At 70.1% G+C, this 20,805-nt stretch carries 18 protein-coding genes; 10 read left to right on the forward strand and 8 right to left on the reverse strand.

Annotated features, from left to right (window positions below; genetic code table 11):
• Positions 1–4 precede the first annotated feature (4 nt).
• Genes erpA through WB794_RS06785 form a run of 3 tightly spaced genes read right to left on the reverse strand, consistent with a single transcriptional unit; the run spans position 5 to position 1,592 of the window.
• A complete protein-coding gene (gene erpA / locus WB794_RS06775; protein WP_337335089.1) occupies positions 5–382 on the reverse strand; it encodes an iron-sulfur cluster insertion protein ErpA in 378 nt (125 codons plus the stop codon).
• Between the two features lie 55 nt (positions 383–437).
• The gene (locus tag WB794_RS06780; RefSeq protein ID WP_337335090.1) at positions 438–860 is read right to left on the reverse strand and encodes a bactofilin family protein; all 423 of its coding nucleotides are present in this window, start codon (positions 858–860) and stop codon (positions 438–440) included.
• 3 nt (positions 861–863) lie between these two features.
• Complete coding sequence (locus WB794_RS06785) at positions 864–1,592, reverse strand: DUF6776 family protein (RefSeq protein ID WP_337335091.1); 729 nt, start codon at positions 1,590–1,592, stop codon at positions 864–866.
• Between the two features lie 154 nt (positions 1,593–1,746).
• On the opposite strand from WB794_RS06785, the gene WB794_RS06790 reads away from it, so the two are divergent.
• Genes WB794_RS06790 through WB794_RS06800 form a run of 3 tightly spaced genes read left to right on the forward strand, consistent with a single transcriptional unit; the run spans position 1,747 to position 8,003 of the window.
• Entirely contained in the window at positions 1,747–2,355 is a 609-nt protein-coding gene (locus tag WB794_RS06790; RefSeq protein ID WP_337335092.1) for a DUF4126 domain-containing protein, read from the forward strand.
• Positions 2,356–2,388: 33 nt separating this feature from the next.
• Complete coding sequence (locus WB794_RS06795) at positions 2,389–5,400, forward strand: EAL domain-containing protein (RefSeq protein ID WP_337335093.1); 3,012 nt, start codon at positions 2,389–2,391, stop codon at positions 5,398–5,400.
• Between the two features lie 17 nt (positions 5,401–5,417).
• Positions 5,418–8,003 (forward strand): hybrid sensor histidine kinase/response regulator, encoded by a 2,586-nt coding sequence (locus tag WB794_RS06800; protein WP_337335094.1) that lies wholly within the window; start codon positions 5,418–5,420, stop codon positions 8,001–8,003.
• 33 nt (positions 8,004–8,036) lie between these two features.
• On the opposite strand, the gene WB794_RS06805 is transcribed toward WB794_RS06800, so the two are convergent.
• Positions 8,037–9,002, reverse strand: a complete 966-nt coding sequence (locus WB794_RS06805) for a LysR substrate-binding domain-containing protein (protein WP_337335095.1) — start codon at positions 9,000–9,002, stop codon at positions 8,037–8,039.
• A 189-nt stretch (positions 9,003–9,191) separates the two neighbouring features.
• Between WB794_RS06805 and cysK the strand changes: the two genes are divergently transcribed.
• Positions 9,192–10,151: a cysteine synthase A gene (gene cysK, locus WB794_RS06810; RefSeq protein WP_337335096.1), complete on the forward strand. Its 960-nt coding sequence runs from the start codon at positions 9,192–9,194 to the stop codon at positions 10,149–10,151.
• 16 nt (positions 10,152–10,167) lie between these two features.
• Here the strand turns inward: cysK and ppc are convergent, their stop codons facing one another.
• From ppc to WB794_RS06830, 4 genes are all read right to left on the reverse strand, one after another.
• The gene (ppc, locus tag WB794_RS06815; protein ID WP_337335097.1) at positions 10,168–12,897 is read right to left on the reverse strand and encodes a phosphoenolpyruvate carboxylase; all 2,730 of its coding nucleotides are present in this window, start codon (positions 12,895–12,897) and stop codon (positions 10,168–10,170) included.
• Between the two features lie 154 nt (positions 12,898–13,051).
• The gene (locus WB794_RS06820; RefSeq protein WP_337335098.1) at positions 13,052–14,395 is read right to left on the reverse strand and encodes a substrate-binding domain-containing protein; all 1,344 of its coding nucleotides are present in this window, start codon (positions 14,393–14,395) and stop codon (positions 13,052–13,054) included.
• A gap of 251 nt (positions 14,396–14,646) precedes the next feature.
• A complete protein-coding gene (locus tag WB794_RS06825; protein WP_415926656.1) occupies positions 14,647–15,831 on the reverse strand; it encodes a phospholipase A in 1,185 nt (394 codons plus the stop codon).
• Positions 15,832–15,847: 16 nt separating this feature from the next.
• Positions 15,848–16,615: a helix-turn-helix domain-containing protein gene (locus WB794_RS06830; protein WP_337335099.1), complete on the reverse strand. Its 768-nt coding sequence runs from the start codon at positions 16,613–16,615 to the stop codon at positions 15,848–15,850.
• A gap of 200 nt (positions 16,616–16,815) precedes the next feature.
• Here WB794_RS06830 and WB794_RS06835 point away from each other — a divergent pair, with 200 nt between their 5' ends.
• The 6 genes from WB794_RS06835 (at position 16,816) to WB794_RS06860 (ending at position 20,759) form a co-directional block, all read left to right on the forward strand.
• Positions 16,816–17,412: a GNAT family N-acetyltransferase gene (locus tag WB794_RS06835; protein WP_337335100.1), complete on the forward strand. Its 597-nt coding sequence runs from the start codon at positions 16,816–16,818 to the stop codon at positions 17,410–17,412.
• 2 nt (positions 17,413–17,414) lie between these two features.
• Positions 17,415–18,182 (forward strand): septum site-determining protein MinC, encoded by a 768-nt coding sequence (gene minC / locus WB794_RS06840; RefSeq protein WP_337335101.1) that lies wholly within the window; start codon positions 17,415–17,417, stop codon positions 18,180–18,182.
• A 91-nt stretch (positions 18,183–18,273) separates the two neighbouring features.
• On the forward strand, positions 18,274–19,083 hold the full coding sequence (minD, locus tag WB794_RS06845; RefSeq protein ID WP_337335102.1) for a septum site-determining protein MinD: 810 nt from the start codon (positions 18,274–18,276) through the stop codon (positions 19,081–19,083).
• 4 nt (positions 19,084–19,087) lie between these two features.
• Positions 19,088–19,360 (forward strand): cell division topological specificity factor MinE, encoded by a 273-nt coding sequence (minE, locus tag WB794_RS06850; RefSeq protein ID WP_337335103.1) that lies wholly within the window; start codon positions 19,088–19,090, stop codon positions 19,358–19,360.
• Between the two features lie 25 nt (positions 19,361–19,385).
• On the forward strand, positions 19,386–19,907 hold the full coding sequence (locus tag WB794_RS06855; RefSeq protein WP_337335104.1) for a hypothetical protein: 522 nt from the start codon (positions 19,386–19,388) through the stop codon (positions 19,905–19,907).
• Between the two features lie 78 nt (positions 19,908–19,985).
• A complete protein-coding gene (locus WB794_RS06860; protein ID WP_337335105.1) occupies positions 19,986–20,759 on the forward strand; it encodes an oxygen-binding di-iron domain-containing protein in 774 nt (257 codons plus the stop codon).
• Positions 20,760–20,805 lie beyond the last annotated feature (46 nt).

Consider the following 20,805-nt stretch of genomic DNA (forward strand, 5'->3'; position numbering starts at 1 on the left):
GCGTTCAGGCCGAGAAGGAGGACCCGCAGCCGCAGGTGGTCTTGGCGTTCGGATTGCGGATCACGAACTGCGCACCCTGCAGGCTTTCGGCGTAGTCCACCTCGGCCCCGTGCAGGTATTGCAGGCTCAGTGGATCGACCAGCAGCACCGCGCCGTCGCGTTCCACCGCGATGTCGTCCTCGGCCTGCTCTTCGTCGAATTCGAAGCCGTACTGGAAGCCCGAGCAGCCACCGCCGGAAATGTAGACGCGCAGCTTGAGATCGGCGTTGCTTTCCTCGCGGATCAGCTCGCCGACCTTGGCGGCCGCCAGGGCGCTGAAGCGAATCGGCGCCGCTGCGGCGGCGGGAGCGGTGCCGGGCAAGGGGAGGGACTGGATGTGCATAAGCGCAAGGATAGGACAGCGCGCGGGGAAAATCTCGCGCGCGGCCCGCTCCCGGTCAGGTGGCAGTGGCGTTTTCCGCCCCGGGGCCGGTGAGCTGGCGCGGCTTGCCGTCGTCATGGATCAGGCGGCCGGTCACGGTGGCTCCGGCGATCATTTCCACCACGGCGTAATAGATGTTGCCCTCGACCCGCGCGGTGGGTCCCAGTTCGACGCGCTGACCGGCGTGCACGTCGCCGACCAGGGTGCCGTTGAGGATGATCACCGGCGCGCGCACCTCGCCCTCGATGCGGCCCGCTTCGGCCAGGGTCAGCACCGCGCCGGGGCCGTCGGCGGCTGCGGTGACCGCGCCATGGATCGCGCCGTCCACGTACAGACCGCCGCTGAACTCCACATCGCCGCGGATGCTGACCTGCGAGCCGATCAGGGTCTCCACGCTGCCGACAGCGCGCGGGGTCTTTTTCTTTTCACCAAATACCATGGGTCAGGACACTCCGGAGGAAGAGGCGTCGGGCCAGGGCACGACCTGTTCGGTCTGGCCCTGGTTGGAACGGACGTTCACCCGCACGCGATGCGGAATAAAATCCGGCGGCAGCGCGATGCTGCCTTCGATCTGCTGGAAATACTTGAAGGAGAACGGCAGCGCCGCCGCATCGGGCTTCTGGACCAGGTCGGTCCACTCCAGAGTGCGCAGCGCGCCGCCCTGCGAGCCCTCCACCTGCAGGGTGAAGCTGCCCTTGCTGATCGCCGCCTTCTTCAGGTTCTGGGTCAGGATGAGCAGATACCGCCAGCCGCCGTCGCCCAGAGGCTCGAGCGAAAGACTGTGCACCGCGAGGGGTTGGCGCTGGGCGGTGTTGCCGGCGAGGCGCTCGAAGAAAGCCACATCGTTGCGCAGGGACGCCAGTTCGGCGTCGCGTTCGGCCAGGGTGTCCTGCAGCGCGCGCGCGGCATCGCGTTCGACCTGGGCCGAGCGCTCCAGCGTGGTCTGCTTCTGGATCAGGCGATCGATGCGCTGCAGCGACTTGGCGTGCTCTTCCTGCAAAGCGTCGAGCCCATCACGCAGTGCGCCGGCATCCGGCGAGGCCCAGCGCGCGCCGGACCACGCCGCGACGGCCACCGTGGCGATCCAGACCAGCACCAGCAGCACGGCGCGCCAGCGTGCGCCGGGGCGATTCTCGGTGATGATCAGGCGGGGTCGGGAACGAGGAGGCATCGGCGGCGCAGGCAGGCGGGGCGCGGCGTGAAACGGCCAGTCAGTTAGCCACCGCGACGCCAGCGCGTCAACCGGGCGGAGCCTATACTCGTGCCGTCACGGAGGATCCGGCGCGCGCATTCCGGGACCTGCATCCATGCACGAGGAGAAGGCAATGAGCGAGGCACAGGTGTTCGCGCTGGGTATCACTCTGGCCTGGCTGGCCGGCATTCGCGCCTACCTGACCGTGTTCGGACTGGGACTGGCCGGCTACTTCGGATGGATCGAACTGCCCGGCGCGCTGGCCCTGTGCCAGTCGCCCTGGGTGCTGGGCGTTTCCGGCCTGCTGGCCGTGGTCGAGTTCGGCACCGACAAGATCCCGGGCGTGGATTCGGTCTGGGATCTGCTGCAGACGGTGCTGCGGGTTCCCGCCGGTGCCTTTCTGGCCAGCGCGGCGCTGGCTGGCCCCGAGGGCGAAATGGCGCTGGGTTGGGCCGCGGCCGGCGGCGGCGCGGCCCTGCTCAGCCATTCGCTCAAGTCCGGTGCCCGTGCGGTACTCAATACCTCGCCCGAGCCGGTCAGCAACCTGGTCACCTCGGTGGGCGAGGACACGCTGGCGCTTGGGACGCTGGCGCTGGTGTTCGCACATCCCTGGCTGGCGCTGGGCCTGCTCCTGTCGCTGACGATCGGGGCCGCGCTGGTGGTCTTCTGGCTGGCGCGCCGGGTCTGGCGTTGGCGCTCGCGTCAGCCCCGGCCTGACAGCGGCAATCCGGCGCGGGTATAGTCACACCGTTCAGGGGAGGAAGCGCGCCGCACCATGCACCTGCAGGCTGATCCGGCAGACACGACGTTCCGCTCACCCGTGTTTGCCGCCTACTACGCCCAACGCCTCCGTGAGGTGCGCGCGCGCATCGTGCACCTGTGCGGGCAGGCGTGGGATGTCAATTCGGTGTGGCTGCTGCAGCGCGACCTGGTCCGGTTGCTGGATCAGGCGTCCAGTGCCGAGCCGCAGTTCGACTCCGTTGCGCTGCTGTCCCTGAGCGAAGCCGTCGGGGCGGCGCTGGCGCAGCCGGGCGCGCCCGATGCCGAGTCCCGCAGCACCCTGCTGGCGCTGCTCGGGGCGCTCGAGTCCGGGCAGGACGACGGTCGCCCGGCCGGCCTGGAGGTTCGCCGCAGCGAGAACGACCGCATCGAGGTGCCGCCCGCGGGGTTCTGGCGGCGCTGGGTCGACGATGCGCCACCGCAGTCGTGGTCCGAGACGGACGCGGATCCGGACGGCGGCGACGCCGATCTGCTCGGCCTCGCCGAGGTCGACGTGAGCCTGCTGCTTGCCGATGCGGGCGCCGGCGGCGCGGGTTCGAAGCTCGAGATCGTGCACGAGCGCATCGCGCCGCACTATGCCGCCGAGCCCGGACCGGAGCGGGGTGGATTCGAGCCGCCCGACGATTTCATCGAAGCCGCCGCCAGCCCGGAGCGGTCCGACGACTATGACTGGGATCTGGGCACCACGCGACCGGCGCCGGTGCCGGACCGATCGCTGGATGCGTTCTGGGAGGCGACCCGCGCCGCGCCGCCGGCCGCGGCACCGCTGCCGCCCCGGCCGGCGCCTGCGCCCGAGGCGGCCGTCGCTGCTGCGACGCCGGTGGCCGCGCCCGCCCGCGCGGCGCCGTCCGCGCCCGCGTCCGTGCCAAGGCCCGCGCCGCGCCCTGCGCCATCGTCTGCCGCTGCCGCCGAAGCGCCGCGCCCCACCCTGGTGTCCGGCGCCGGCACGCGCATCTATCACCTGACCGCGAGCGGCGAGCTGGCGATCGACCTGGACCAGCGCCTGGAAGCCCTGGGCTATGAGCTGGAGCTGCTGGAGAACGCCGAGGAGCTGGGTGAGGTGCTGGGTGCGCTGACGCCCGACATCGTGGTCATCGACGCCGAATTCGAAGCCGACCTGGAGCGGGTGGCCGGCGCGCTGCGCACCGCGCGGCAGAAGGCCAACGGTCCGATTCGCCTGATGGTGCTGTGCCAGGCCGACACCATGGCCTCGCGCATCGCGGCGCGGCGCGCCGGCGCGGACGCGCTGCTGTTCGGCACGCAGACCTCCGACGCCGTGCTGGCGCGGATCGAGCAGCTCGTGCGTGCCGGTGCCGATGACCGCTATCGCATCCTGATCGTGGAAGACGACCATGCCCAGGGCCTGTTCGCCGAGTCGATCCTGCGCAATGCCGGGATGGAGGCCGAGGTGGTGGAGGATGGCCTGCGCGTGATGGAGGCCATGCAGCGTTTCCAGCCGGATCTGGTGCTGATGGACCTCTACATGCCCGATTGCAACGGTGCCGAACTGACCGCGCTGATCCGCGAGCGCGACGAGTTCCTGCATACGCCGATCGTGTTCCTGTCCGGCGAGAGCGACGAGGACAAGCACTACGAAGCGCTCAGCGCCGGCGGCGATGATTTCCTGTCCAAGCCGATCCGCCCCCGGCACCTGATCGCGGCGGTGACCAACCGCGTGCGGCGGGCGCGCTCGATCCGCGGGCGCGCGGCGCAGGTGGCCAAGCCCGAACCGTTCGACAGCGGCACCGGTCTGCACTTCCGCGCCGCCATGCTGGAGCGCCTGGAGCAGGCGCTGGTCGAGGCCGAGCCGTCGCGGCGTCGCGGCGGGGTGATGTTCCTGGGCGTGGAAAACGTACCCGTCTTGCGTCAGAGGCTGGGGCTGACCACGGCCGAGGAGCTGCTGGAGGACGTGGCGCAGTTCATCGTGGCGCAGCTCGGATCCGGTGCCATGGCCAGCCGCTACGGTGATGGCTGCTTCCTGATCTTCGATGCCGCCGCCGACATCGAGCAGCTGCGTGCCGACGGCGAGCAGCTGCGCGAGGCCATTCGCCAGCATTCCTTCGAAACGCCTCGGGAAAATGTCCGGCTCGATCTGGTCGTCGGTGCCGCGGATTTGCGCCTGCCCTACGCCGACGCTGCGGCGATCCTCAATGCCGCCGAGCACGCATCGCGGATGGAGGAGCCTGCGCCCCGGCCGGCCGTGTCGGTACCGCCGCCGTCGGCACCCGCCGCGCCGGAGCACGGGCAGTCGGCGCGGGTCCTTGCGCTGCTGGACGATGCCTTCCAGCCGGGCCGGCTGGATCTGGACTTCCAGCCGATCGTCGCGCTGCAGGGCGGCGAACAGGCGCAGTACCAGACCCTGCTGCGCCTGCATGCGCCCGATGGCGAGATGATTCCGGCCAGCGCGCTGCTGCCGGTAGTGCGTCGCGCCGGACGCCTGCCGGAGTTCGATCGCTGGGTGCTGGCGCGGGCGCTGGAGGTGATCGCCAACCGCATGGCCATGGCCAGGAGCGTGACGCTCTTCGTCAACCAGTCGGTGGAGGCCCTGTGCCAGGACGGTTACGTCACCTGGATGGCCGAGCGGATCTCCGGCCCCGGACAGCTCGGGGAATCCCTGGTGGTCGAGATCGATGCCGACGAAATCGGCCTCGACCTGGATCGGGTGCATGCGGTGTGCACCGATCTTGTCGTGCGCGGCGTGCGCTTTTGCCTGAGCCGCTATCGCGGCAGCGAAGACCAGGACGGCATCCTCCACGTGCTGCCGGTTGATCTGGTCAAGGTCGCCCCCGACCTGATCACCCGACTGGGCGACAGCGAGCAGCGCAGTGCGTTCAACCGGCTCGTCGACCACATGCACGACCGCGCCGTGGGTGTCGTCGCCCCGCGCGTCGAGGATACGCGCACCGCGGCGGTGCTCTGGATGTCGGGCATCGACTTCATCCAGGGGAACCTGGTGCAGTCGGCCGGCAGTTCGCTGGACTTCGACTTCAATTCGGCGGTGCTCTGATGCACGGTGCCCGGTGGTTGGCACTTCTGGGATGCGGCGTCGCGCTGGCGGCGGGGCTGGCGGCGCTGGCGCAGCCGGCGCATGCCATGGTTCTGGCCCTGGTGGCGGCGATCGGAGCCGGGCTCGGCTTCGCCGGCACCCTGCTGTCGCCGCGCGGTGCGGCGGGCGCGCCAGCGCCGGTGGCCGCGCCGGCCGCGCCCAGGCAGGGCGCGAGGCCTGCGGGAACGGCCGAAGAAGGCGAACTGCGCGCGGAGCTGGAGCGGCACCGCGCGCTGGAACAGGAATTGACCCGCGCCAAGCAGGAGGCCGAGGCCGCCACGATGGCCAAGGGCGAGTTCCTTGCCACCATGAGCCACGAGATCCGCACCCCGCTCAATGGCGTCATCCCGCTGCTGGACCTGATGCTCTCGACCGACCTGTCGCCCGATCAGCGCGACTACCTAACGACCGCCTACAGCTCCTCGCGCGAGCTTTTGCGCATCGTCGACGACATCCTCGACTATTCCAAGCTCGACGCCCAGAAACTGCGGTTGGAGAACGTCGGGGTCAACCTCAAGGAGCTGGCCATCAGCGTCCTGCGGCTGCTGGAAAAGAGCGCCGAGGCCAAGGATCTGCGCCTGGGCCTTGCGATCGATCCCAAGGTCCGGCTGGCGGTGCGCGGCGACCCGGTGCGGCTGCGCCAGGTGCTCACCAATCTGGTCAGCAACGCCATCAAGTTCACCGATCGCGGCAGCGTCAGTGTGCACATCACCCAGCCCGGCGCGACCCGCACCCGCAACAAGCTCCGCTTTGAAGTGCGCGATACCGGCATTGGCATCGAGCGCGAGGCCGCCGCGCACCTGTTCCAGCCGTTTTCACAGGCCGATGCCTCCACCACGCGCACCTTCGGCGGTACCGGCCTGGGTCTGGCCATCTGCAAGCGCATCGTCACCTTGATGGATGGCACGATCGGCGTGGACTCCACGCCGGGCAAGGGCGCGACCTTCTGGTTCGAAGTGTCGCTCGACAAGGCCCCGGGCGACATCGAGGGCGGCGCGACGAGCGATCTGGCCAGCACCCGCGTGCTCGTAGTGACCGCCGACGTCAGTCAGCAGCGCCGCCTTGGCGCGCTGATGCAGCAATGGGGCGTCAGCTTCGTACACGCGGGCAACACGCAGGAGGCGCTGGCGCGGCTGCGCGCCACGCTGGCACCGGGGCAGCGCGGGTTCAGCCTGGTGCTCGTGGACGCCGCCTCCATTCCGAACACGGTTCGCGCGCTGCACCGCACCCTGGCCCGTGAAACCCGGCCCGACCAGACCGTGCGCGTCTACCTGCGCGGGGAAGATGCGCTGCCCGGAGAACTCGGCGCGACCCCGGGCTTCCACGTGCTGATGCGCGACGGCGATGACCGCGACCTGCGGCTGCGACTGGCCGCCCTGCTGGATGCCTCGACCGAGGAAGTCGTCGGGACCACCATGGATGCCGCCGTTCCCGGCGGGCTGGACGAACTGGCGGTGGCCGGCTCGGGCGAGTCCGCGGTGATCGAGGTTGCCCGCCTGGAGCCGGTGGCCGATCCGCTGCAGGACGTTCGAGTGATGCCTGCGGCGGAAGCGCGCGGATCTGCCGGGCCTGCCGCTGCTGCCGAATCGGCTGCGCCGAAGCCGGCAGGCGGAACCGCCGCGCTCACGACCGCAGCCCGCACGCCGCCCCCGGCACCGCGCGCGGAACCGGCGGCGGGTGCCTCGGCCGCGGTACCGGGAGGCCGGGTGCTCTTGGTGGAAGACAATCCGGTCAACCGCCAGGTCGCGCAGCGCCTCCTGAGCCTGGCCGGCATCGCCTTCGACAGCGCCGAGAACGGCAAGGAGGCGCTCGACAAGATGAACGCCGGAAACTACGTGTCGGTGCTGATGGATTGCCAGATGCCGATCATGGACGGCTACGCCGCCACCCGCCAGCGGCGGCAGCACGAGAAGGCAAACCGGCTCCCGCGCCTGCCGATCATCGCCATGACCGCCAACGCGATGCTGGGTGATCGCGAGAAGTGCCTGGACGCGGGCATGGACGACTACCTGTCCAAGCCGCTCAATCGCGCCCTGCTGGAAACCACGCTGCGCGGCTGGATGGCAACCCGTTCCGCCGCGGCGGCGAAGCCAGCGGCCGCTGCGCCGCGCGCCGCCCCTGTCGCCGCCCCTGTCGTCGCAGCGCAGGCCGCCCGACCCGCGCCCGGCGCGCGTACGCCGCCGACCGCCATCCGTGCGCGTGCCGCCGTGGCACCGCCGGTGTCCGCCGCGCCACCGATCGACAGGGAAATCCTCGATGAGCTGCGCGACATCATGGGTGCGGAATTCGGCTCCCTGGTGCGGGCCTTCCTCGACGATGCGCCGGCCGTGATCCGGCGCATCCAGACGCATGCCGCAGAAGGCAACAGTCCGGCGCTTGCCGGCTTGGCGCACACCCTGAAATCGACCAGCGCCAACCTCGGCGCGCGGGTCTTGTCGGGCCTGGCGCGCAGCATGGAACAGGACGCGCGCCAAGGCATGGTCATGGACGCCTCGCGCCGCGCCGACGCGATGGCCGCGGAGTTCGAACGCGCGGCCGTGGTGCTGCGTTCCCAGATCGGTTGAACGCCGGTCGCCGCCGGTGCGCGGCGTTGCGGCTCAGCGCTGTGCCCAGGCCGGTGCCGCGGGCCACGGGCCTTCGAAGGTGCCCTGCAGCGCGCGCCGCAGGTCGCGCTCGTCGAACTGCGGCGCGAGCAGGGTGAGCAGGGTGAGCGTGTAGTTGCGCGGAACCCGCTCGCGCGGCAGTACGCCCCAGGCCATGCACGCGGGGAAATGATCGGTGGCCGGAAGCGGCACCAGATCCGGATCATCCTGTGCCGACACCGCCATTTCCGCCAGCACGCCGATGCCCAGGCCGGCACGCACATAGGTCTTGATGAGGTCGGCGTCGCGCGCGGTGAAGGCGATGCGCGGCTCCAGGCCGGCGCGCGCGAAGGCCGCGCGCAGGGAGGATTCGGGCCTGAGCGAGGATTCGTAGCTGACGATGGGTTCGCGCGCCAGCTCCTCCAGCGTCGGCGCGCGATCGAGGCGCGCCAGCGCATGCCCGCGCGGCACCATCACCACCCGCCGCCAGGAGTACAGAGGCACCGCGACACCGCCGGCCGGCGGCGCACCGGAGCTGCTGACCAGGGCCAGATCCGCTCCGCGCCCGAGTTCGGCCAGCGCCTCGCCCTCGCCGGTCGGAACGATGTGGATGCTCACCTCCGGGAAGCGCTCGCGCAGCGGCCCGATCGCCGGCGGCAGCACGTAGCGCGCCTGGGTGTGGGTGGTGCCGATCGCCAGCTCGCCCTGGATTTCCCCGCGCAGGTTGGCCGCCAGCGCCCGGATGTTGCCGGCTTCCAGCAGCACCTTGCGGGCGCGCGCGATCACTTCCACGCCCGGAGCCGTGATCGCGTCCAGGCTGCGGCCGCGGCGCAGGAAGAGCTGGAAGCCCAGTTCGTCCTCCAGCTGCTTGAGCTGCTTGGACAGCCCCGGTTGGGTCGCGTGCACGCGCTCGGCTGCCTGGGTGATGTTGAGGCCGGCGTCGGCGATGGCAACGAGATAGCGAAGCTGGGTGAGTGTCATGGCGGCGTGGAATATGGGCGTTGATCGGCACGCTACGGCGCGCGCCGCGGCGGCGTCCAAGAACGCGCCGATGCGTACTTATAACCGGAAGGCATGAGAAAACGTGAACCCGCCATTTACCCGGGCGGCCGCGGGCGCGCACCATGCACAGGTTCCGGGCTGCGCCCGATGCCATTCGAGGAGGCTTCCATGGCTCTGTACCACTCCATCGTCGACACCATCGGCCGCACCCCGATCGTGCGCCTCAACCGGGTCGCTCCCGCGCACGCCACGGTCTACGCCAAGATCGAGTCCTTCAATCCCGGCGGTTCGGTGAAGGATCGCCTGGCCCTGGCGATCGTGCTCGATGCCGAGCAGCGCGGCGTGCTTGCGCCCGGGGGCACCATCGTCGAGGCCACTTCCGGCAATACCGGCGTGGCGCTGGCGATGGTGGCCGCGGCGCGCGGCTACCGCTTCGTCGCGGTGATGACCGAAACCTTCTCGATCGAGCGCCGCAAGCTGATGCGCGCCTATGGTGCCCGGGTGATCCTGACGCCCGCCGCCGCGCGCACCACCGGCGCGGTGGCGAAGGCGCGCGAGCTGGCCGAAAGGCACGGCTGGTTTCTCGCCGACCAGTTCGCCAATCCGGCCAACCCCGCCTACCACCGCAGCACCACCGGCGGCGAGGTCATCCAGGACTTCGCCGGCCGCCGGCTCGACTGCTTCGTCTCCGGCTGGGGCACCGGCGGCACCTTCACCGGCGTGGGCGAAGTGCTGCGCGTGGCGCGGCCGGAGGTGAGGATCATTGCGGCGGAACCTGCGAGCGCCTCGCTGCTGGGCGGGGCCGAGTGGAAGCCGCACAAGGTCCAGGGCTGGACTCCGGACTTCCTGCCGGCGGTGCTCAATCGCGAACTGGCCGACGAGGTGCTCACCGTCAGCGACGAGGAGGCCATTGCCACCGCGCGCCGGCTGGCGATCGAAGAAGGGATTTTCGTCGGCATTTCGGCCGGTGCCACCGCCGCCGTGGCCTTGCGCGTGGCGCAGCGCGCGCCTGAAGGCTCCGTCGTGCTGACGGTGTTCCCGGATACCGGCGAGCGTTACCTGTCCACGGCGCTGTTCGAGGGCGTGAACGAGGGGTCCGACGACGAGTGGCTGGCTTCGCTGGGGTGAAGCCTCGCGTTACGCGCTAGCCGGTGTTCTGGATGCCGGCGCTGATGCCGTTCACCGTGGCCACCAGGGCGCGGTAGGTGGCGTCGTCGGGGCGGCCGTCGGCGCGCCAGCGGCGCAGCAGGCTCTGCTGCAGAAGGTTGACCGGATCGACGTAGGGATTGCGCAGGCGGATCGAGCGGCGCAGGCGCGGGTCCAGCGAAAGCAGTTCGTCGGCATCGCGCAGCGCAAGGATGGCCGCGCAGGTGCGTTCGAACTCGGCGCGGATGCGCGGAAACATGCGCCCGTGCAGGGGGGACTGGCGCGAATACCCCTCGAAGATGCCCGGATCGGCCTTGGCCAGGGCCATTTCCACATCGTCCACCAGGGTGGCGAAGAACGGCCACTGCGCGGTCATTTCCGCCATCGCCTCGCGGCCCCAGGTGGCGAGCCCGTGCGCCAGGCCGCTGCCCACGCCGTACCAGGCGGTCAGGTTGCCGCGGGTCTGCGCCCAGGCGAATACCCAGGGAATGGCGCGCAGCGCGCCGATGTCGCCGGTCCCGGCGCGCTTGGCCGGGCGCGAACCCAGGCGCAGGCGCTCGATCAGGTCGATGGGCGTGGCCTCGCGGAAGTAGGCGGGGAAATCGGCATCGTCATGCACCAGCGCACGGTAGGCATCGCGCGAGACGTGCGCCATCTCGCGGGCGAACTCGCGCCAGACCGCCTCGCGCGGCTCCGCCTTGCGCGGCCGCAGGCCGGCGCGCAGCACGGCACCCGCGACCTGCTCGAAGTTGCGCAAGGCCAGCGCGCGGATGCCGTAGCGGCGGTGGATCACCTCGCCCTGCTCGGTCACGCGCAGGTGGCCATCGACGCTGCCGCGCGGCGCGGCGATCACCGCGTGCTCGGTCTTGCCGCCGCCGCGGCTGATCGAGCCGCCGCGGCCGTGGAAGAACACGATCCGCACGCCGAACTCGCGCCCGATGCCGAGCAGCGCGATCTGCGCCTGCTGCAGGGCAAAGCGCGAGGCCAGCATGCCGGCATCCTTGGCGCTGTCCGAATAGCCCAGCATCACCATCTGCTGCTCGCCGCGCGCCGCGACGTGGGCGCGATAGCGCGGTTCGGACAGCAGCGCGCGCAGGGCTTCGGGCGCGGCCTCCAGGTCGGCAACGGTTTCGAACAGCGGCGCCACGTCCAGCGCCGTTGCCGCCGCGTCGTCGCCGGCCAGGTGCGCCAGCGCCAGCACCGCCAGCGCGTCGGCGGCGCAGCGACTCATGCTCACGATGTAGGGCCCCAGCGCCTCGCTGCCGTAGCTGCGCCGCGCCGCGGCCAGGGTGCGGAACACCGCCAGCGTGCCGCGCGCGGGCTCGGGCAGGGCATCGATGTCGCGTGCCGGCACCGGCTCGGCCAGGAGCGCGGTGAGTCGTGCGGCGCGGGCTGCCGGATCGGCGCTGGCGAAACCTTCTTCATCCAGACAGACCGCAAGCGCCTGCGCGTGCACCGCGGCGTCCTGCCGCACGTCGAGCGCGGCCAGATGAAAGCCGAACGCGTGCAGCCGGTGCAGCACCCGCTGCAGGTTGAATCCGCCCGCATGTTCGCCGCGATGGTTGGTCAGGCTGGTGCCGATCAGCGCCAGATCGGCAGCGAACTCCCCGGGCCGCGCATAGCCTTCCGCGTCGCCCGCGGCCGTGGCCGCCAGCCGGGCGTCGAGCAGCGCCAGCAGCGCGCGGTAGGGCATGTCGGCGTGCCGCGCGCGCTCGTTCGCCGCCACCGCGGGAAAGCGCGCGCGGTAGTGTGCGATACGCTCGTGCACGGCCGGATCGATGCCGGCCCGCTCGGCGGACTGGCTCAGCAGGCTGGCCAGGCGCACGAGGTCGCGCCGATAGGCCCCGATCACGATCTCGCGCTGGCGCGTGAGCGTGGCCTCGATGGTCGCGGCACCGACGTTCGGATTGCCGTCCATGTCCCCGCCCACCCAGGACCCGAACGCCAGGGCGCGCGGCAGCGGCAGGCGGGTGCCGTATACCGACTGGATCGCCTCGTCCAGGGCTTCGTGGAAGACCGGCAGCACGCGGTAGATCACCTCGGACAGGTAGAACCCGACGTGCTCCAGCTCATCGGCGACGGTGGGGCGCGTGGGCGGGTTCTCGGCCGTCTGCCAGGCGGCGGTGATGGCGGTGCGGATGCGCTCGCGCTCGGCGTGGCGCTCCTGCGGGGTGAGGCTCGGGTCCATGCCCACGATCAGCCCGCGCACCACGTCCTGCTCCTTTTCCAGCAGCGCGCGGCGCATCGCCTCGGTCGGATGCGCGGTGAACACCAGTTCGAGCTGCAGCCGCGGAAGCCACTGCGCCAGGGTGTCGAGGTCCACGCCGTCGGATTTCAGCGCCTCGAGCACCGCGTGCAGGCTGCCCGGCTGGGACGCGCTGCCGACGCGCTGGTAATCGCGCCGGCGGCGGATGCGATGCACCCGCTCGGCCAGGTTCACCGCGTTGAAGTAGGCGGCAAACGCGCGCACCACCGCTTCGGCGGTGCCCGGTGCCATCGTTTCCAGGTGCTGCCGCAGCACGACTTCGGACTCGCCCTGCTCGCGCCGTCGGATCGCCGCCGTGCGGATCGATTCGACCAGCGCCAGGAAGTCGTCGCCACGCTGTTCGGCCAGCATTTCCCCGACCAGTGCGCCGAGCCGGTTGACGTCGTCACTCAGCGGCTGGTCGAGCGGACCAAAGCTGACTTCGCGCAGCGGCGCGGGCGCATGTTCGGGGGGCGTGGTCATGGCGGCGGCATTCAGGAAAACGGCGGACGATCGGTGCAGGTGCCGCCGAGATCATGGGCGGCACCTGCACCGAGTGTAACGGGCCGTTCCGGCATCGCCGCCATGCCGCGCATGATCTGCCGCGACGCGCTGCGGCAGGCGCGTCGCGGGCGCGTCAGCTGGCGGGCGGCGGCTGGATCCAGACTTCCACGCGCCGGTTGCGCTGGCGCCCGGCTTCGCCGGAATCGGCCGCGAGCGGTGCCGCGCCGCCCATGCCGCGCGCACGGCTGACCGCAATGCCGCTGGCCGAGAGCCGGTCGACGATCGCATCGACGCGGTCGTTGCTGAGCATCTGCGCCAGGATTGGCGCAACCTCGTTGGGGTCGGCAAAGCCCAGCAGCACCAGACGCCGCCCCTGGTTTTCCGGCCGCGCCATGAACTCGGCCAGGCGCTGCACGTCGCGCGCGGCCTTGGTGTCCACGCGCCCCGGCGCGAAGCGGAAGTTGAGGCTGAGGCGCTGCGCATCGCCGACCAGTGCGCGATAGCTGGCGGGCGCGTCGCGGCGCAGGCTGTCGGCGTAGGCGCGCACGTCCTGCGACACGAAGCCGTGGCGTTCGGCCACCGCCTGGCCTTCCGCGGAGGTCACGAAGGCCTCGAAATCCTCGGCCAGCGGCGTGGTTTCCTGGGCGCGGTACAGGAACAGCCGGCGCGACAGCGCGTAGTCTTCGACCGCGATGCGGAAGCCTTCCGGCGACATCGCCACGCCCGCGTCGGAGATCGCCAGCGCGCGCGTCGCGCCAATGTCGGCAAAGCCGGCGAAGCCGATCGCCAGTGGATCGTTCGCCACCGCTTCGGCCAGTTCGTGGGTGCTCTCCAGCCGCACCGCGTCGCCGCGCAGGCGGCGCTCGCCCAGCACCAGGGTCCGGAAGGTGTCGAAGGTGCCCGAGGCATCGTCGCGTGCGAACACCCGCACCGCGCCGGCGCGGCCTCCGACGCCGGACCAGTCGCGCACTTCGCCGCTGAAGAGCTGCCGGACCTGTGCCACGCGCAGTTCGCGCAGCGGGTTGTCCGGGTGCACGATCACTGCCACGCCGTCGAGCGCCACCACCAGTTCCTGCGTCGGGTGGCGCAGATCGCCCAGGCCGGTGTCGAGGCCGCGCGCGTGTTCGCGGTCGTTGACGGGGCGCGAGGCCATGGCGAGGTCGGCCTTGCCGTCGAACAGGTCGGCAAGGCCGGTGCTGCTGCCGTGGGTCTGCAAATCCACGGCGAAATCGCAGTCGCCGGTGCCGGTGAAGAGCAGCTGCCCCGGCAGCAGGACTTCCCGCGTCACGCCGGTGCAGCCGCGCGAGGTCATCCACGCCGCGATCCAGCCGGGCGCGAGCGCCTCGCCGATGGTGTTGGAGCCGTGCAGACGCAGCGTCTGCACCGCCGATGCCGGCGTCGGAACGGCGGCCAGCCAGAGCGTTGCGAGGCCGATCAGCGCCGTGATCACGCAGCGGTGTCGCGCGGTGGAAAGCATGCGAGTGACCTGTCTGGATGAGATGGCGACAGCCTAGGCGGCGCGCGTGACAGTTTCGTTTTTCCCGCCTCCGACAGCATGTGGCCGAAGGTGCCGCGAGACTCGAATCACTGCGCGCAGGCCGCGCGCCTGCGTCATCCGCGATTGGCGTCGTGCGCGTGCGGACGGGTTGCCCCCGCTCTGCGCGACCCGGAAGGTTTTCGCGGTTCGTTCCAGCGGGACGGGAAACGCGCCGTTCCCGCGTCGCGCCCTCAGAACCACTCCAGCAGCGAAATGCCCACGCCGACGTAGGTCGAGGCGTGGTTGTAGTCGATCAGGCTCTCGCCGTAGCCGCTGAAAATCTGCACGTGGCCACGCAGCGGGCCGTCGAGGGGAAAGCCCCAGTCGACCTGGATCGAGCCGCGGGAGCGGTCGCCACCGCGCAGCGAATGCCGCGCGATGGTGGAGATTTCGTGCTGGCCGCGGTGCCAGACGAGCATGGCATCGCCGCGCCCGATGTAGTCCTCGATGTTCGGGTTGTTGTCCTCGCGCGTGCCTTCGGGGATGCGCCACCAGGGGCGGATCACCAGCGCCCAGTCGTCGCGATCCAGGCCCACGGTGGCCACGATGCGGTTCCAGCTGCGCGAGCGCGGGTCGCTCTGGCCGTTGGACTGGTGGTTGATGCTGATGCCCGCCATGCGCCCGCTCCAGCCCATCAGCTGATAGCGGTTGCGGAACAGCAGCATCAGCTCGGGTTCGTAGTTGGTTTCGCGGAAGGGACGCGAGGCGTCGCCGTTGTACATTTGCCAGCGCGATGTCTGGGTGTAGGCTCCCCACAGGTCGCCGTTGTCGCCGAACAGGTTCTGGGCGATCTTGGTCTTGAAGCTGATCTGGAACTTGCCCTCGGTCGGTTGCACGTTGTGCCAGTCGGTGACCGTGTTGTTCGGATTGTCCGAGTGCGGCAGTTCGTTGGTGCGCGTGGCCCAGAAGAAGGGCAGGGCGTAGATCGGCTTGTAGGCGCGCAGGTTGAAGACACCCAGCTTGGAGTCGCGCGCCAGTTCCCAGCGGCGATCAAGCAGCGAGCCGCGGCCGGCATTGGCGAGCGTGGAGGCGGGGTCGTCGAGCGGGACGATTTCGCTGTTGTCCGGAGGCGTGCCCGGCGCGAACCAGCGGCGGACGCGGCGGCGCAGCGTGTCGCTGGTTTCCTCCTGGGCCAGGCCCGCGGCGGCCGCCGCCTCGGTGGCATGCTGCGCCGCCAGCGCGGCAGCGGCGGCGCGTGCGGCTTCGTCGGCAGCGCGGGTGTCCTCGGGAGTCAGTCGGAAGAACGCGTCGTAGCAGGCCAGTCGCTCGATGTCCTGCGCGATGGTGGCGCAGCTGTCCGGTGACGCGAGGGATTGCGCGACGGCGGCCGATGCGACGACGGCCAGCGCGAGCGGGAGGAAGGCGAGTGCGCGCACCTCGGGCTGCCCTGGGTCAGGCGCTGCGCGGGCAGACCTGCTCGCGCGGCGCGTCCGGCGAGCCGAGCGCCATGGTCTCGAGCTGGCGCGGGTCCAGGATGCGCAGCTGCCGCCCGCGCACCTTGATCACGCCCTCGTCCTGCAGCCGGGTGAAGCCACGGCTGACCGTCTCGATGACCAGCCCCAGGAACCGCGCGATGTCTTCGCGGCTCATCGGCAGGCTGAATTCGGCGGACGGGTGTCCGAGTACCCGGAATCGCTCCGACAACCCGTGCAGGAACATGGCGATGCGCTCCTGGGCCTGGCGCCGCCCCAGCATTTCCAGATGGTCCTGGTCGCGCGCGACGCTGCGGCCGATCACGCGCAGTATCTGCGCGCTCAGGCCGGGGATGGCGTGGATGACTTCTTCCAGCGATTCGATCGGGACTTCACACACCTGGGTCGGTCCCAGCGCTTCGGCTTCGCAGCGATGCCGGCCGCTGCCCAGCGCGTCCAGCCCCATGAGCTCGCCGGGCAGATGGAAGCCGATGATCTGCTCCTCGCCGTCGCTGTTGATGGCCACCGTCTTGAAGCTGCCTTCGCGCGCCACGTACAGCGCATTCATCGGATCCCCGATGCGGTAGAGGCGCTCGCTGCGCGTCAGCGGGCGGCGACGGCGGACGATCGCGTCGAGTTGGTCCAGATCGTCGTGGCCGATGCCGGCCGGCAGGCAAAGCTGGTGCAGCGAACACTGTGCGCAGCGGCGGCGCAATTTCGCCAGGTCCAATACGACGTTTGTGTTCATCTGGCATCCCGCAGTGGGTGCGGCAAGGGTGCTCATGGTGCCAGAAGCGGGCCTTCAGGGCATTCCCGCCCGTGCCGGCCGGCGCGGACGCGCGGCCCGCCGGCCCGGCGCGCGAGCAAAACCTTCCGGAGGCCATGCGATAATGATGGTTCTGTCGACGTGCGGAGGGATTCCGCCGATCGCCCCTTTCGGAGAGCTGAATGCCGATCCAGATCCGCGAAGTGCGCGAAAGCGAGCTGGACACCGTCCTCGCCCTGAACAACGCCGCCGGGCCGAACATCCTGCCGCTGACGCTGGAACAGCTGCGATTCAGTTTCGAGGAAGCGGCCTATTTCCGCGTCGCCGAATCGGGAGGCCGCATCGTCGGTTTCCTGATCGCCTTCGACGAGAACAGCCACTACGCCAGCAGCAACTACCGCTGGCTCAAGGCGCGCTACCCGGAATTCATCTACATCGACCGGGTCGTCATCGCCAGCGCGCAGCGCGGCGGCGGCGTCGGGCGGATCTTCTATGCCGATGTCACCAGTTTCGCCGAGGTGCGCAAGCCGCTGCTGACCTGCGAGGTGTTCCTGGAGCCGCGCAACGACATCGCCCTGGTCTTTCACGGCACCTACGGGTTTCAGGAAGTGGGGCAGCGGGTGATGGACGAAAACGGCCTGCGCGTGTCGATGCTGGTCAAGGAGCTGGGCAGCTATCAATGGGTCAAGGCGCGCTGGCTCGACGGGCCGGGCCTGCCCGACCTGCCCTGGCTGGCCGAGCGCCCGCACCGGTCGGTACACGCGGGTGAGGTGGCCTGAGCATGGCGGCACGACCCGATTACGAGCAGGCCGGTGAGCTCAAGATGGGGCAGGTCGGCATCGCCAACCTGCGGGTTCGCACCCTGGATGTGGCGCGGCTGGGCGAAGAAATGCGCGAGCGCGTCGAGCGTGCCCCCAACCTGTTTGCCCGCGCCGCGGTGGTGGTGGACTTCGGCGGCCTGTCGCAGCTGCCCGATGCCGCCGCCGCCCGCGCGCTGCTGGACGCCCTGCGCGGGGCCGGCGTGCTGCCGGTGGCGCTGGCCTACGGCACCCGGGAGATCGAGGCCTTGGCCGCGGCGCTCGGGCTGCCGCTGCTGGCCAAGTTTCGCGCCCAGTACGAGAGCGCCGGGCGGGACAGCGCGCCGCCCGCGCCTGCGGTCGCTGCCGTGGACGCACCGGTGGCACCTGCGGCTCCTGCGGTACCGGCGGCGTCGGCGTCGGCGGTTTCCCGAATGCACGCCACCCCGGTGCGCTCGGGCCAGCAGGTCTATGCGCAAGGGCGCGACCTCGTCGTCGCCGCCAGCGTCGGTGCCGGTGCCGAGGTCATTGCGGATGGCTCGGTCCACGTCTACGGCCCGCTGCGCGGCCGCGCCCTGGCCGGGGCGCAGGGGGATGAAAAAGCCCGTATATTCTGCCGCGAATTCCACGCGGAACTGGTTGCGATCGCCGGACGCTACAAGGTGATCGAGGAAGTTCCCCGGGAATTGCGCGGCAAGGCGGTGCAGGTCTGGCTGGAAGACGACAGCCTGCGCATGGCCGAGCTGACCTGATGCCGGCTGGCGCACCCGACCCGCGGCAGCGTCGCCCACCGGGCCATCGCTCCCGTGCCACCATCCATCCGATCCAACGGAGAGCTTCCCTTTGACCCAGATCATCGTCGTTACGTCCGGAAAGGGCGGCGTGGGCAAGACCACCACCAGCGCCAGCCTGGCCTGCGGCCTGGCCCGGCGCGGCAAGAAGACCGCCGTCATCGATTTCGACGTGGGCTTGCGCAACCTCGACCTCATCATGGGCTGCGAGCGCCGCGTGGTGTATGACTTCGTCAACGTCATCGCCGGCGATTGCACCCTGAAGCAGGCGCTGATCCGCGACAAGCGTCTCGACAATCTCTACGTGCTGGCCGCCTCCCAGACCCGCGACAAGGACGCCCTCACCCAGGACGGCGTCGAGCGCGTGCTCAAGGAGCTGGCCGACGACGGCTTCGACTACATCGTCTGCGATTCCCCCGCCGGCATCGAGCGCGGCGCATTCCTGGCCATGTACTTCGCCGACATCGCGGTCGTCGTGGTCAATCCCGAAGTGTCCTCGGTGCGCGACTCCGACCGCATCCTTGGCCTCCTGGCCGCCAAGACGCGCAAGGCCGAGCAGGGCGACAAGATCAAGGACAGCCTGCTGCTGACGCGCTACAACCCGGCGCGGGTCGAGACCGGCGAGATGCTCTCGATCAAGGACGTCGAGGAAATCCTCGGCATCGCGGTGCTGGGCGTGATCCCGGAATCGTCGGACGTGCTCAATGCCTCCAACAAGGGCGAGCCGGTGATCCTGGACGTGGAGTCGCCCGCCGCGCAGGCCTACGAGGATGCCGTGGCGCGGCTGCTGGGCGAGGATCGCCCGCTGCGCTTCACCCAGGTCGAGAAGAAGGGCTTCTTCTCCAAGCTGTTCGGAGGCTGATCTGATGGGTCTGTTCGATTTTCTGCGACCGAAGAAGGACACCGCCAGCATCGCGCGCGAGCGGCTGCGCATCATCGTCTCGCAGGAGCGCAGCGCGCGCGGCGGGCCGGACTACCTGCCGCTGCTGCGGCGCGAATTGCTGGAAGTGATCCGCAAGTACGTGAGCGTGGATCTGGAGGCGGTGAAGGTCGACCTGGTGCGCGACGGCGAGCACGAGGTGCTGGACATCTCGGTTTCGCTGGCCGAGCGCCAGGGCGAGGATCCGGCGCAAGCCTGATGCCGGCGTTCCGGGCCGTGGCGCGGTGAGCGCCGCCGATTTTGCTGCGGGCGATGGCACGCCCGAGGTTCTGCGCATCGCCCGGATCGACGCCGCGGCGCTGGCGCACCTTCTGGCCGGCTTCGGGCTGGAAGTCATACAGGTGCCGGACGGGGCCGCGATTCCCGGCAGCTACTGGGGCGCGCCCGAGGCCGGCGTGATCGGTCATCGGGTCTACCTGCGCGGCGACACGCCCGTGCACTCGGCCCTGCACGAAGCCTGCCACCTCATCGTGTTGCCGCCCGAGCGGCGCGCCCAGGTGCATACCGACGCCACCGATTCGATCGCCGAGGAGGACGCCACCTGCTACCTGCAGATCCTTCTGGCCGAGCGCCTGCCCGGTGTCGGCAGCGCGCGCCTGATGGCCGACATGGACGCCTGGGGCTACACCTTCCGCCTCGGTTCGGCGCGCGCCTGGTTCGAGCGCGATGCCGCGGACGCGCGGGACTGGCTGCGTGCGAGTCATCTGGGCGGGCGCGACGAAAAGCACGGTTTGTCAGGTGTTTGACCGGACATTTGCGCTGGATCAAATCGCGGATCGCGCCGCTCGCAACAATGGTCGGGTTCTTTTTCGGCGTATTACTCCATGGCACATGTTCTTTTCGAAAGCGGCGATCATCGCTGCATGGTGTTCAACGACCTGGTCCGCAGCGATGACGGCATCCAGGCCAACCAGTTCCTCATCACCCGCGGCCGGACTTCGGCCCTGCTCGATCCGGGCGGTGGGCTCCTCTACACGCCGCTGTCGCTGGCGGTGGCCCGCCATGTTCCGCTCAAGGATCTGACCTGGATCCTGGCCTCGCACCAGGATCCGGACATCATCGGGGCCGCCGATCGCTGGCTGATGTATACCTCCGCGGTCCTGGTCTGCTCCAGGCTCTGGGGCCGGTTCGTGCCCCATACCGTCCCGAGCTACCAGCAGAACGCCCATGCCGACCGCTACATGTTGCTGCCCGACGAGGGCGGGCGCATCCCGATGGGCGACAGCCATCTGCTGGCGCTGCCGGCCCATTTCCTGCACTCGGTGGGAAACTTCAGTTTCTACGATCCGGTCAGCCGCATCCTGTTTTCCGGCGATGTCGGTTCTTCGATGATTTCCAGCGGGGAGGAGTACCGCGCGGTCGAGGATCTCTCCTCCGTGCTCCCGAGGATGGAAGGCTTCCATCGGCGCTACATGGTCTCGCGCCGGGTTGCCCGGCTGTGGTCCGCCATGGTGCGCAGCATCGACCCGGTGCTGATCGTGCCCCAGCACGGCCTGCCGCTGCGCGGCAAGGCGATCGGCGATTTTCTCGACTGGCTTTCCGGACTGGAGTGCGGCATCGACCTGATGGGTCCGGAGCACTACCGCGTGCCGTACTGAGAACCCGGGCGCGATCGCTGGTTCCGGGGCGCGCTTCACGCCATCC

The sequence above is a fragment of the Denitratimonas tolerans genome, assembly GCF_037203605.1.
Lineage (GTDB): Bacteria > Pseudomonadota > Gammaproteobacteria > Xanthomonadales > Xanthomonadaceae > Denitratimonas > Denitratimonas tolerans.